Below are 14,283 nucleotides of genomic sequence, written 5' to 3'. Positions count from 1 at the left end.
CTGCCGTCAGCGTCGTCTTCCCGTGGTCAACGTGGCCAATCGTGCCAATGTTAACGTGCGGCTTTGTACGCTCAAACTTTTCCTTTGCCATGATGGCCTCCTTTTTCGGTAATGAAGGGAGCGCGTCACGCGCGCTCCCTCAAATCGTCGCTTATGCGAATTTTGCCTGAATCTCGTCCGAGATGTTCTGCGGAACCGGATCGTAATGATCGAACTGCATGGTGAACTGGGCGCGGCCAGACGACATCGAACGCAGAGTGTTGATGTAGCCGAACATGTTCGCCAGCGGAACAAACGCATCAATCGCGATGGCGTTGCCGCGCGGTTCCTGACCAGACACCTGGCCACGACGCGAGGTCAGGTCGCCGATGATACCGCCGGTGTATTCTTCCGGGGTGATCACTTCGACCTTCATGATCGGTTCCAGCAGCTTGGCGCCGGCTTTGCGCATGCCTTCACGCATACACATCCGCGATGCGATTTCGAACGCCAGAACGCTCGAGTCAACGTCGTGGAACTTACCGTCCAGCAGGGCAACCTTGAAGTCGATCACAGGGAAACCAGCCAGCGGGCCGCTATCCATGACCGAGTTGATGCCTTTTTCAACACCGGGGATGTATTCCTTCGGAACGGCACCACCAACGATGCGGGACTCAAAGGAATAGCCTTCGCCTGCCTCAGTGGGCTGGATCTCCAGCTTGACTTCCGCGAACTGACCCGAACCACCCGACTGTTTCTTGTGGGTGTAGGTGTGTTCGACCGGCATCGAGATGGTTTCACGATAGGCCACTTGCGGCGCACCGATGTTCGCCTCGACTTTGAACTCGCGCTTCAGACGATCCACCAGGATGTCCAAGTGAAGTTCGCCCATGCCTTTCATGATGGTCTGACCGGATTCCAGATCAGTTTCCACACGGAAGGACGGGTCTTCGGCGGCCAGACGGGCCAGACCCTGGGACATTTTCTCTTGGTCGCCCTTGGTTTTGGGCTCAACTGCGATCTCGATCACCGGATCGGGGAAGGTCATGGTTTCCAGAACCACCGGATCCTTCGCGTCACACAGGGTGTCACCGGTGGTGGTGTCTTTCAGACCCGCCAGCGCGATGATGTCGCCTGCAAACGCTTCTTCGATCTCTTCCCGGTTGTTCGAGTGCATCATCATCATACGACCGATGCGCTCTTTCTTACCTTTGGTCGAGTTCAGGATCGAGTCACCCTTGTTCATGGTGCCCGAGTAGATCCGAGTGAAGGTCAGCGAGCCAACGAAGGGGTCGTTCATGATTTTGAACGCCAGACCCGAGAAGGCCATGTCGTCGTCTGCACGACGGGCGATGTCACGAACTTCTTCCTCGTCGCCGGGTTTGAAGCCCATGTAGTCAACAACGTCCAGCGGGCTGGGCAGATAGTCGATCACAGCGTTGAGCAGCGGCTGAACGCCTTTGTTCTTGAACGCCGAGCCACCCAGAACCGGAACGAACGCGATGTCCAGAGTACCTTTGCGCAGCAGGGCGCGCAGGGTCGGAACGTCGGGCTCATTGCCTTCCAGGTATTCCATCATCGCGTCGTCGTCCATTTCCACGGCCGCTTCGATCATCTTGCCGCGCCATTCGTCAGCCATGTCTTTCAGGCTGTCGCGGATGGGGGCTTTGATCCAGCTTGCGCCCAGATCTTCGCCCTGCCACAGCCATTCTTCCATGGTCACAAGGTCGATCAGACCTTCCAGCTCGGACTCGGCGCCGATCGGGATACCAACCGGAACAGCGCGTGCGCCAGTGCGGTCTTCGATCATGCGAACGCAGTTGAAGAAGTCAGCGCCGATCTTGTCCATCTTGTTGACGAAAACCATACGCGGAACCTTGTAGCGGTCAGCCTGACGCCACACGGTTTCGGTCTGGGGCTCAACACCGGCGTTTGCGTCCAGAACGCAGACGGCACCGTCGAGAACCGCCAGCGAGCGTTCAACTTCGATGGTGAAGTCAACGTGGCCGGGGGTGTCGATGATGTTCAGGCGGTGCTTGGGGGTATCGGCGGTCTGACCGTCCTCGGTGCGCTCCCAGAAGGTGGTGGTCGCAGCCGAAGTGATGGTGATGCCGCGTTCCTGCTCCTGCTCCATCCAGTCCATGGTGGCTGCACCATCGTGCACCTCACCGATGTTGTGGGATTTACCAGTGTAATACAGGATACGCTCCGAGCAGGTGGTCTTACCTGCGTCGATGTGCGCCATGATACCGAAGTTACGGTACAGTTCGAGCGGATATTCGCGTGCCATTTTTGATAAGCCTCTGAATTACCAACGGTAGTGGCTGAAGGCTTTGTTCGCCTCGGCCATCTTGTGGGTGTCTTCGCGCTTCTTCACGGCGGTACCGCGGGACTGTACAGCGTCCAGCAGTTCGCCGGCGAGGCGTTCTTCCATGGTGTTTTCGTTGCGGCCGCGCGCAGCAGTGATCAGCCAGCGGATGGCCAGTGCTTCGCGGCGCTCGGGGCGCACTTCGACCGGAACCTGATAGGTTGCACCACCAACCCGGCGCGAGCGAACCTCGACCGACGGCTTGATGTTGTCGAGCGCTTCGTGGAACACTTCGACAGGAGCGCGCTTTACCTTGTTCTCAACGCGGTCAAAGGCGTTGTAAACGATGCGCTCTGCGACCGACTTCTTGCCGTCGATCATCAGGTTGTTCATGAATTTGGTCAGTACCTTGTCGCCAAATTTGGCGTCAGGCAGGACTTCGCGTTTTTCGGCGGCGTGACGACGTGACATATCAGCCTCTCCTTCTTACTTGGGACGCTTCGCGCCGTATTTCGAACGACGCTGCTTGCGGTCTTTGACGCCCTGAGTATCCAGAACACCGCGCAGGATGTGATACCGCACACCGGGAAGGTCTTTTACACGGCCGCCACGGATCAGAACAACCGAGTGTTCCTGCAGGTTGTGGCTTTCACCGGGGATGTACGAGATCACCTCGAACCCGTTGGTCAGGCGCACTTTGGCAACCTTACGCATAGCCGAGTTCGGTTTCTTCGGTGTGGTGGTGTACACGCGGGTGCAGACGCCGCGTTTCTGCGGGCACTGCTCCAGGTGCATGGACTTCGAGCGTTTTACTTTGGGCTGCCGCGGCTTGCGGATCAGCTGCTGAATAGTTGGCATTCCGGTTTCTTCCCCGTTTTGCAACACACATGACATGCACGCGGCGGCGTGCGGTTAAACTTCGCTGCACTCATGCGTCCACAAGCGCAAAACCCACGAGCGTTCCCATTCCGAGGTGAACGTCGCGGTTGTTTCTCAGAGGGCGCGGACGGCAAAATTGTCCGGGCCTTGACCAGTTCATTACTGGAATCGGTTTTGGGGCGGCCCCCGGCACCGAGATGACGCGCGTATAGGGGGAGTCGGCAAAAGTGTCAACAGCACTTGGGCCTCTGACCGTCAGGTGCGGCGGCGCGCCCGTGCAGCGCATCTTTGTTCCGAGGATGTTGCAGCCCGAACGCCGCTTCGCCATAATCCGAACAAGCCAGTCTTTCGGGAACCAACATGCAAGTCATCGGCCTGTGCCGTTTTTCCTACCCAGCCGTTGGCGGATTTCAAGTGGAACACGCCACGGTCGAACAGCGCCGCGCGTATCTCTATACCCCCAAGCGGCTGGAAGAACGGTTGCGACAGTTTGAATCCGTCACTCTGCCGGGGCTGAAAAAGCAAACCGACGAAGCGTTTGACTTTGTTATTGTGACCGGGTCCTGCCTGCCCCGTGCGGCCTTGGACCAACTGCGCGATCTGACCGCAAGCGTGCCGCAAATACGCATCGTGACGCGAGAACCTGATGAGCATCGTTCGGTAATGAAGGCCGTTCTGAATGCGGCGCGACAGGACCCGGCTGCCCCTTGCCTTCAGTTCCGTCTGGACGACGATGATGCAATCTCCATGGATTTTGTCGCCACGTTGCGTGCGGCAGCGCTGGACTGCGCAAGCTTTTCAAAATCCCGCGCGTGTTTTGCGGTTGACTTCAATCAGGGATATCTGGCCGAGTTTCAGGCGGGTGGTGTCAAAACAGCTCATGTCTATCGCCCTCTTACAACTGCCGGTCTTGGCATGTTCGTCCAAGGCGACAACGATCTGACGATCATGAACTTTGCCCATCAGCGCTTGGGCCGGTTCATGCCGGTGGTCACCTATCCGGACGAACCCATGTGGATCCGAGGGCTGAATGATTTCAACGATTCACCCAGAGCGGTCAAAGACCGAGGCAAACTGGACCCAATTACTGCGGACCAAAAGGCGATCTTTGCCGATCGATTTGGCATCACGGTGTAGTCACTCTGCCTCTTCCGCCTCATGTACCGCGCGTTCGCGGAACAGGGTGAACAATCCCGCCGCCACGACCAGGGCAGCGCCAGACAGGGTGACCGCGTCCGGCCAATCTCCGAACACCAGCCAACCCAGTAACAGCGCCCAGATCAGGCTGGAGTATCGGAACGGCGCGATAAAACCCACCTCGCCCACGCGCATAACCATGACGCTGGCGGCATATCCCATGAGGACAAATACAGCCGCGGCTGCGATCAATGCGGTGTCTGTGGCGGATACAGGCTGCCACCCTTCAAACAGCGACGCGACCAGCGCGGACAGTGTAATCAAAGAAGATGTGGCCAGTGTAACAAGCATCGACGGCACCTCAGCCGACATCCGCCGCGTGATCAGATCCCTGGCCGTTACCGAGATCATGGCGATCAGTGCGTAGATTGAAAAGACGCTGAACCCGTCAGGTCCCGGCCTGACAATCAGCAGCATACCCGCAAACCCCAGGGCAATCGCCAGGATACGACGCCAGCCAATACGCTCGGAAAAGAAGATGGCGGCACCCAGAGTCACGGTCAGCGGTAGCGCCTGCAACACTGCCGTGACATTCGCCAACGGCATGTTCATCAAGGCGGTCAGAAAGAAGAACGTTGCGGCCAGTTCGCTGAGACTGCGCAGCAGGACCAACCACTTGTCATGTCGCGAGAAACCGAAGTGCAATGCCCCCAATTGACGGGCCAGCAGATAGATCAGCGCCGTGGCCAGCACACCCCGCATCACAATCAGCTGAAACAAGGGCACATGCTGGCCGGCAACCTTAACGAAGGCGTCATTGATCGTGTAGGCGGCCATGGTTCCCACCATCAAAAACGCGCCTTTTATGTTGGGTGTCATGTAGCGTTGGCCTGCATTTGGGTGGATCGGCCCATTGGCCAGATCAGACGGGGAAATGTCAACTGGCCAGACACACCAATTGATGTGCGCCGATAGACCAGCGCCCAAACGAAAAGGCCCCACAATTTGCAGGGCCTTATCAGATTGATTTAGAAGCGATTATTCGCGGCTTTCCGGGGTTTCCACCAGAACGTCAAGCTCGTCGCCCACCATGTCGTCGTCGAATGTCGGCGCGGCCAGGGCAGCGGCGGCTTCGGCCTCTTCTCGACGTGCCTCGATCACGACGTTGTCTCGCGACTGAGCCACACGCTGTACGCTTTGCGTGGCCCCTCCGGTACCGGCAGGGATCAGACGACCGACGATGACGTTCTCTTTCAGGCCCACCAGCTTGTCTTTCTTGCCCTGAACCGAAGCTTCGGTCAGAACGCGGGTGGTTTCCTGGAACGACGCCGCCGAGATAAACGAACGCGTCTGCAGCGAGGCTTTGGTGATCCCCAGAAGGATCGGCTCACCCTGTGCCGGACGTCCGCCGCGGTCGAGGGTCTTCTCGTTGGCCGCGTCAAACTCCTGCTTGTCGACATGTTCGCCTTTCAGCAGGGTAGTGTCGCCTGAATCCAGGATCTCCCACTTCTGCAGCATCTGGCGCACGATAACCTCGATATGCTTGTCGTTGATCTTCACGCCCTGCAGACGATAGACGTCCTGCACTTCGTCGATCATGTAATCCGCAAGCGCTTCGACGCCCATGATGGACAGGATGTCATGCGGCGCTGGGTTACCGTCCATCAGGTATTCACCCTTCTGGATGAAGTCCCCTTCGGCGACCGGGATGTGCTTGCCCTTGGGCACCATGTACTCGATGGTCTCCATGGACTCGTCGGCCGGTTCAATGCTGATGCGACGCTTGTTCTTGTAGTCGCGGCCAAAGCGCACGTAACCATCGGCTTCTGCGATGATCGCGTGATCCTTAGGACGACGGGCTTCGAACAGTTCGGCCACACGCGGCAGACCACCGGTGATGTCCTTGGTCTTGGCGCCTTCACGCGGGATACGCGCAACAACGTCACCGGCTTCGATGGTCTGGCCATCTTCAACCGACAGGATCGCATCCACGGACATCGGATAGTGAACCGGGTTGCCCGCATCGTTACGGACCGGCTCGCCATCTTCACCGACCAGAATGATCTCGGGCTTGAGGTCGCTGCCTTTGGGGGCGGCGCGCCAGTCGATCACGATCTTCTGGGTCATACCGGTTGCTTCGTCGGTCTCATCACGGACGGCAAGGCCCGAAACAAGGTCAACGTATTTCGCAGTACCGGCTTTTTCGGCGATGATCGGCAGGGTGTAGGGATCCCACTCGAACAGCTTGTCGCCACGGGCCACTTTGGCGCCATCCTTGACGAACAGTTTCGAGCCATAGCCCAGCTTGTGGCTGGCGCGCTCTTCACCGTGTTCGTCCTTGATCACCAGCTTCATGTTCCGGCCCATGACCAGGCTTTCGCCTGCGGCATTAACCAGAATCTGCGGGTTCTCGAAGGAAACGACACCTTCCTGGCTGGCTTCCTGGAACGACTGCTGACCACCTTGCGCAACACCACCGATGTGGAAGGTCCGCATCGTCAGCTGCGTACCGGGTTCACCGATGGACTGCGCGGCGATGATGCCGACAGCTTCGCCGGTGTTCACCATAGTACCGCGCGCAAGGTCACGACCGTAGCAGGTGGCACAAACGCCTTCCTCGGACTCACAGGTCAGAGGCGAGCGGATACGCATTGACTGAACACCGGCCTCGTCAATGGTGTCGGCCATACGTTCATCGATCAGCTGACCCGCGGCCACGATCACCTCATCGGTGCCCGGACGCAGAACATCGTCTGCAGCCACTCGGCCCAGCACGCGTTCCGCCAGCGAGGCGACAACCTCACCGTCGTTCACGGCGGCTTCGGCGGTGATCGCACGTTCGGTGCCACAGTCGATCTCACGAACGATACAGTCTTGTGCCACGTCCACCAAACGACGGGTCAGGTAACCCGAGTTCGCCGTCTTAAGCGCGGTATCCGACAGACCCTTACGGGCACCGTGAGTCGAGTTGAAGTACTCAAGAACGGTCAGACCCTCTTTAAAGTTCGAGATGATCGGCGTCTCGATGATGTCACCGTTCGGCTTGGCCATCAGACCGCGCATACCGCCCAGCTGTTTCATCTGAGTGACCGAGCCACGCGCGCCCGAGTGAGCCATCATGTAGACCGAGTTCGGTTCCTGATCCGACCCGTCTTCGGCCTTGGCGACGTCCGAGATCGTGCTCATCATCGCGTCGGTGACGCGGTCGTTACACTTCGACCAGGCATCGACAACTTTGTTGTACTTTTCGCCCTGAGTGATCAGGCCGTCCATGTACTGCTGTTCAAAGTCCTTCACCTGACCGCGGGTGTCATCGACGATGCCCCACTTGTCGTTCGGGATGACCATATCGTCCTTACCGAACGAGATACCCGCCTTGAATGCCTCTTTGAAGCCCATCGACATGATCTGGTCACAGAAGATGACCGACTCTTTCTGACCGCAATAACGGTAGACGGTGTCGATGACCTGCTGCACTTCTTTCTTGCGCAGCAGACGGTTGACCAGCTCGAACGGGGCCTTGTTGTTCATCGGCAACAGAGCACCCAGGCGCACACGGCCCGGCGTGGTTTCAAACCGCTTCTGAACTTCGTTGCCCTCATCGTCGATCTGCGTGATCCGCGCGGTGATTTTCGAGTGCAGATGCACCTCACCGGCGTCCAGCGCGTGCTGAACTTCGTCGATCGAACCAAAGATCTTGCCTTCACCCGGCATGCCTTCGCGCTCCAGGGTCACATAGTAGAGACCCAGGATCATATCCTGCGACGGAACGATAATCGGCGCACCGTTTGCAGGCGACAGAACGTTGTTCGTCGACATCATCAGAACACGGGCTTCCAACTGGGCCTCAAGGCTCAGCGGGACGTGAACGGCCATCTGGTCCCCGTCGAAGTCGGCGTTAAAGGCCGAACAGACCAGCGGGTGCAGCTGGATCGCTTTACCTTCGATCAAGACGGGCTCGAACGCCTGAATGCCAAGACGGTGCAGCGTTGGCGCACGGTTCAGCATGACCGGGTGTTCGCGGATCACCTCGTCGAGGATATCCCATACTTCGGGACGCTCTTTCTCGACCAGTTTCTTCGCCTGTTTCACGGTCGAAGACAGACCCTTGGCTTCAAGGCGCGAGTAGATGAACGGCTTGAACAGCTCCAGCGCCATCTTCTTGGGCAGGCCACACTGGTGCAGCTTAAGCTCCGGACCGGTCACAATGACCGAACGGCCCGAGAAGTCGACGCGTTTCCCCAGAAGGTTCTGGCGGAAGCGGCCCTGCTTGCCTTTCAGCATGTCCGACAGCGATTTCAGCGGACGCTTGTTGGCGCCGGTGATCACGCGGCCACGACGGCCGTTGTCGAACAAGGCATCCACGGATTCCTGCAACATCCGCTTTTCGTTGCGGACGATGATGTCAGGCGCGCGCAGCTCGATCAGTCGCTTCAGACGGTTGTTCCGGTTGATGACGCGGCGGTACAGATCGTTCAGATCCGAGGTCGCGAAACGGCCACCATCCAACGGAACCAGCGGACGCAGTTCCGGCGGAATGACCGGGATTACGGTCATCACCATCCATTCGGGCCGGTTGCCCGACTCGAGGAAGGACTCGACAACCTTCAGACGCTTGATGATTTTCTTGGGCTTCAACTCGCCAGTTGCTTCGGCCAGATCAGCGCGCAGCTGCTCGGCTTCGGCTTCCAGATCGATCTGGGCCAACATCTCACGGATGGCTTCGGCACCGATATTCGCGGTGAACGCGTCCATGCCATAGGCATCCTGCGCATCCATGTACTCTTCTTCGGTCAGCATCTGGCCGTAGGTCAGGTCGGTCAGACCGGGCTCGATGACGACGTAGTTTTCAAAGTACAGAACGCGTTCCAGATCGCGCAGCGTCATGTCCAGCATCAGACCGATGCGGGACGGCAGCGATTTCAGGAACCAGATGTGTGCAACGGGTGCTGCCAGTTCGATGTGGCCCATACGCTCGCGGCGGACTTTCTGCAGGGTGACTTCCACACCGCACTTTTCGCAGACAACGCCGCGATACTTCATCCGCTTATATTTGCCGCACAGACATTCGTAGTCTTTGATCGGGCCAAAGATACGTGCGCAGAACAGACCGTCACGTTCAGGCTTGAACGTCCGGTAGTTGATGGTTTCGGGTTTCTTGATCTCGCCATAGGACCAAGACAGAATCCGCTCGGGCGACGCCAACGAGACCTTGATCTCGTCGAAAACCTTCGGGGGCGTCAGCGGGTTGAACGGGTTGTTGGTGATTTCCTGGTTCATTGGATTTCCTTTCCAAGTTCCGGGCATTCGTAGAATGTGCCACGGCGGTATGCGCGCCACTTGATTGTTTCGTCAGTGACGCGACCCACGCGCGGCTCTTCAAACATGGGAACGTCGATACGTTTTAGGTTCTTGCGGATTGGAGGAGTTTCCACCGGTTCGTCACCCCAATAAAATACGAAGTTACCTTCGTCGGTTGGGCACAACATGCCATTTTGGCTTGTCGCATGAGACTCAGATACAGCGTAGTATTTGCCCGTTGAGGCATCATAAGCTGCGTACCCGCCAATCACTTGGCAGGCACTCAAAGCAACCGGTGAGATAGCTATTGCTACCATAGCTCTCACTCATCAACCTCCGCATCCAGGAGTTCCATATTCAGGCCGAGGCCACGGACTTCTTTCACCAGAACGTTGAACGATTCCGGTACGCCCGCTTCAAAGTTATCCTCGCCCTTGACGATCGACTCATAGACCTTGGTCCGGCCGGCGACGTCATCCGATTTCACGGTGAGCATTTCCTGCAGGGTGTAGGCGGCGCCGTAAGCTTCCAATGCCCAGACCTCCATCTCACCAAAGCGCTGACCACCGAACTGCGCCTTACCACCCAACGGCTGCTGGGTCACCAGGCTGTACGGCCCGGTCGAACGCGCGTGGATCTTGTCGTCCACCAGGTGGTGCAGTTTCAGCAGGTACTTGATGCCCACGGTCACCGGACGCGCGAATTGCTCACCGGTCCGACCGTCGAACAGAACCGACTGACCGCTTTCCGAGAAGCCCGCACGCACCAGCGCGTCGTTGACGTCAGCCTCTTTAGCACCGTCAAAGACGGGGGTTGCGATCGGAACACCGCGGGTCACGTTGCCCGCAGCCTCGATCAGGCCATCCTCGTCCAGACCGGTGATGCCTTCTTCGTAGACATTCTCGCCATAGGCCAGCTTCATCGCTTCGCGCACCGGGGTCAGGTCGCCGGAGCGGCGGTATTCACCCAGTGCCTCATCGATGTTCAGACCCAGACCGCGCGCGGCCCAACCCATGTGGGTCTCAAGGATTTGCCCCACGTTCATACGCGAAGGCACACCCAGCGGGTTCAGACAGAAGTCGACCGGAGTACCATCGGCCAGGAACGGCATGTCTTCCATCGGAACAACCTTGGAGATCACACCTTTGTTCCCGTGACGACCGGCCATCTTATCGCCCGGCTGCAGCTTGCGCTTCACGGCGATGAAGACTTTGACCATCTTCATCACACCCGGCGGCAGGTCGTCGCCACGGCGGACTTTTTCGACCTTGTCTTCGAAACGGGCGTCCAGAGCACGCTTTTGCACTTCGTACTGCTCGTTTAGAGCCTCAACGATCTGTGCGTCCTGCTCACCTTCCAGCGCCAGCTGCCACCACTGACCACGGGTCAGGGTTTCCAGCAGATCCTCGGTAATCACCGACCCTGCCTTGACGCCTTTCGGGCCTTTGACAGCGGTTTTGCCCAGGATCAGGCCTTGCAGACGCGCATAGATGTTGCGGTCAAGGATCGCCAGCTCGTCGTCCCGGTCACGGGCCAGACGTTCGACTTCCTCACGCTCGATCTGCAACGCACGCTCGTCTTTTTCAACGCCGTGACGGTTGAAGACACGGACCTCGACGACCGTACCGTAATCGCCCGGCTTCACGCGCAGCGAGGTGTCGCGCACGTCAGATGCTTTTTCACCAAAGATGGCGCGCAGCAGCTTTTCTTCCGGGGTCATCGGGCTTTCGCCCTTCGGAGTGATCTTGCCGACCAGAATATCGCCCGGCTCAACATCCGCGCCGATGTAAACGATGCCCGCCTCGTCGAGGTTGCGCAGCGCTTCTTCACCGACGTTCGGGATGTCTCGGGTGATCTCTTCCGGGCCCAGCTTGGTGTCACGGGCGGCGACTTCGAATTCCTCGATATGGACCGAGGTAAAGACGTCGTCACGCGCGATACGTTCCGAGATTAGAATCGAGTCTTCGTAGTTGTAACCGTTCCACGGCATGAACGCGACGACCACGTTCTTACCTAGGGCCAGTTCACCCATATCGGTCGACGGACCATCGGCAATGACCTCGCCCTTCTGGACGGTGTCACCCACCTTGATCAGCGGACGCTGGTTGATGCAGGTGTTCTGGTTCGACCGCTGGAATTTGCGCAGACGATAGATGTCAACGCCAGCGTCGCCCAGTTCCAGATCTTCGGTGGCGCGGATAACGATACGCTGTGCATCGACCTGGTCGATAATACCTGCGCGCTTCGCCTGGATCGCAGCACCCGAGTCGATCGCAACTTTTTCCTCGATCCCGGTACCGACCAGCGGTGCCTCGGCCCGCAGCAGCGGAACCGCCTGACGTTGCATGTTCGAGCCCATCAGAGCGCGGTTGGCGTCGTCATTTTCAAGGAACGGGATCAGCGATGCAGCGACCGAGACCAGCTGTTTCGGCGACACGTCGATCAGGTCCACATTCTCGCGCGGGGCGAGGGTGTAGTCACCGGCCTGACGGGTCGAAACCAGATCGTTGATGAACTTGCCATCCGCATCCAGCGTCGCGTTCGCCTGCGCCACGGTGTGACGCATTTCCTCGGTCGCGGACATGTAGTGAACCTCATCGGTCACCTCGGCGTCTTTGACAACGCGATACGGTGTTTCGATAAAGCCATACTTGTTCACGCGGGCAAAGGTGGCCAGCGAGTTGATCAGACCGATGTTCGGACCTTCGGGCGTTTCAATCGGGCACATCCGGCCATAGTGGGTCGGGTGAACGTCGCGCACCTCAAAGCCCGCACGCTCGCGCGTCAGACCACCGGGGCCAAGCGCCGAGAGACGGCGTTTGTGAGTGACTTCCGACAGCGGGTTGGTCTGGTCCATGAACTGCGACAGCTGCGAGGAGCCAAAGAATTCACGAACAGCAGCCGCAGCCGGTTTCGCGTTGATCAGATCCTGCGGCATGACGGTGTCGATCTCGACCGACGACATACGCTCTTTGATCGCGCGCTCCATACGAAGCAGGCCGACGCGGTACTGGTTTTCCATCAGTTCGCCGACCGAACGGACACGGCGGTTGCCGAGGTGGTCGATATCGTCCACGTCGCCTTTGCCGTCGCGCAGCTCGACCAGGGCCTTGATGCAGGCCACGATGTCCTCGCGATCCAGCGTACGCTGGGTGTCGGGCTTGTCCAGCGCCAGACGCATGTTCATCTTCACCCGGCCAACGGCGGACAGGTCATAACGCTCGCTGTCGAAGAACAGCGTGTCGAACAGGGCCGAAGCGGCCTCGACGGTGGGCGGCTCGCCCGGACGCATGACGCGGTAGATGTCCATGAGCGCGCTTTCGCGGTTCATGTTCTTGTCCTGCGCCATGGTGTTGCGCATGTAGGGACCGACATTGACGTTGTCGATGTCCAGAACCGGAATATCGGTGATGCCCGCGTCGATGAGTTCCTTCGCAGTACCGCCGATCAGGTCGCCGTCTTTGTCATATTCCAGCGTCAACTCATCCCCGGCCTCGACATAGATCGCACCGGTTTCTTCGTTGATGATGTCTTTCGCAACATATTTACCGACGATGTGATCGAAAGGCACCAGCAGATCGGTAACGCTGCCTTCGTCGATCAGCTTTTTGACCGCGCGCGGGGTAACTTTCTTGCCCGCCTCGGCAATCACTTCACCGGATTTCGCGTCAACCAGGTCATAGGTCGGACGGGTGCCACGTACACGCTCGGGGAAGAACGGCGTGACCCAGCCTTTCTTCTTGTCCAGCTTGTAGGACACGGTGTTGTAATACGCGTCCATGATCGCTTCCTGGTCCAGACCCAGCGCATAGAGCAGGGTGGTCACAGGCAATTTGCGGCGACGGTCGATACGGGCGAACACGATGTCTTTGGCGTCGAACTCAAAGTCCAGCCAGCTGCCGCGATACGGGATGATGCGGCAGGCAAACAGCAGCTTGCCCGAAGAATGGGTCTTGCCCTTGTCATGGTCAAAGAACACACCGGGCGAGCGGTGCATCTGGCTGACGATCACACGCTCGGTCCCGTTCACGATGAACGTCCCGTTCGGCGTCATCAGGGGCATATCGCCCATGAACACATCCTGTTCCTTGATGTCTTTGACCGATTTCGCGCCGGTGTCCTCATCGACATCAAACACGATCAGACGCAGCGTGACCTTGAGCGGCGCGCTGTAGGTCATGTCGCGCTGCATGCACTCTTCGACGTCATATTTGGGTTTTTCCAGATCGTATTTCACGAACTCCAGAACAGAGGTTTCGCTGAAATCCTTGATCGGGAAAACCGACTGGAACACACCATTGATGCCTTCGCCGTCGGTGGGCTGTTCTGCATCGCCGGAGCGCAGGAAAAGATCATAAGAAGATTTTTGCACCTCAATGAGGTTCGGCATTTCCAAAACTTCGCGGATTTTGCCGTAATATTTACGAAGACGTTTCTGGCCAAGGAACGTTTGAGCCATGTCAGATGTCACCTTTCGATGTTCTCAGCGGGCAAAGACACCGTCGGGCCCCGGCATCTTGCACAATCGAGACGACACGCCCGGATCAATTCGTGGCCACCGTCCCGAAGGCAGCCTCCCGATCCGAAAACCGTGTCTTAGAAAACGCCCCACCGCATGAGGCCCTTTCTAAGACAGGTTCGGCTGGACCCGGATTTCTCCGGACCCAGCCAAATTTTCA

The 14,283-nt window shown here is 58.3% G+C and carries 9 protein-coding genes; 1 reads left to right on the top strand and 8 read right to left on the bottom strand.

Annotated elements, in window-relative coordinates:
• The 4 genes from ACR0AG_RS21690 to rpsL all read right to left on the bottom strand — a co-directional run.
• Positions 1–91: GTP-binding protein (locus ACR0AG_RS21690; protein ID WP_215675807.1), on the bottom strand; the 91-nt coding region annotated here is incomplete at its 3' end.
• Positions 92–151: 60 nt separating this feature from the next.
• Complete coding sequence (fusA, locus tag ACR0AG_RS21685) at positions 152–2,269, bottom strand: elongation factor G (RefSeq protein WP_480842668.1); 2,118 nt, start codon at positions 2,267–2,269, stop codon at positions 152–154.
• Positions 2,270–2,287: 18 nt separating this feature from the next.
• Positions 2,288–2,758: a 30S ribosomal protein S7 gene (rpsG, locus tag ACR0AG_RS21680; protein WP_010441203.1), complete on the bottom strand. Its 471-nt coding sequence runs from the start codon at positions 2,756–2,758 to the stop codon at positions 2,288–2,290.
• Positions 2,759–2,773: 15 nt separating this feature from the next.
• Positions 2,774–3,145 carry a 30S ribosomal protein S12 gene (rpsL, locus tag ACR0AG_RS21675; RefSeq protein ID WP_005621086.1) on the bottom strand — a complete coding sequence of 124 codons (372 nt, stop codon included), beginning with the start codon at positions 3,143–3,145 and terminating at the stop codon, positions 2,774–2,776.
• A gap of 381 nt (positions 3,146–3,526) precedes the next feature.
• On the opposite strand from rpsL, the gene ACR0AG_RS21670 reads away from it, so the two are divergent.
• Positions 3,527–4,303, top strand: a complete 777-nt coding sequence (locus ACR0AG_RS21670; protein ID WP_480842666.1) for a putative rhamnosyl transferase — start codon at positions 3,527–3,529, stop codon at positions 4,301–4,303.
• On the opposite strand, the gene ACR0AG_RS21665 is transcribed toward ACR0AG_RS21670, so the two are convergent.
• From ACR0AG_RS21665 to rpoB, 4 genes are all read right to left on the bottom strand, one after another.
• Positions 4,304–5,182, bottom strand: a complete 879-nt coding sequence (locus tag ACR0AG_RS21665; protein WP_480842664.1) for a DMT family transporter — start codon at positions 5,180–5,182, stop codon at positions 4,304–4,306.
• Positions 5,183–5,341: 159 nt separating this feature from the next.
• A complete protein-coding gene (rpoC, locus tag ACR0AG_RS21660) occupies positions 5,342–9,583 on the bottom strand; it encodes a DNA-directed RNA polymerase subunit beta' (RefSeq protein WP_480842662.1) in 4,242 nt (1,413 codons plus the stop codon).
• Positions 9,580–9,921 (bottom strand): hypothetical protein, encoded by a 342-nt coding sequence (locus ACR0AG_RS21655; RefSeq protein WP_480842660.1) that lies wholly within the window; start codon positions 9,919–9,921, stop codon positions 9,580–9,582. Before ACR0AG_RS21655 ends, rpoC begins: the two co-directional genes overlap by 4 nt.
• Positions 9,922–9,926: 5 nt before the next feature.
• On the bottom strand, positions 9,927–14,063 hold the full coding sequence (rpoB, locus tag ACR0AG_RS21650) for a DNA-directed RNA polymerase subunit beta (RefSeq protein WP_480842658.1): 4,137 nt from the start codon (positions 14,061–14,063) through the stop codon (positions 9,927–9,929).
• Positions 14,064–14,283: the final 220 nt, after the last annotated feature.

It is taken from the genome of Ruegeria sp. H6, from assembly GCF_056532975.1.
Note: the sequence above shows the minus strand (reverse complement) of the source record. Positions and strands in the feature narration are given on the sequence as shown.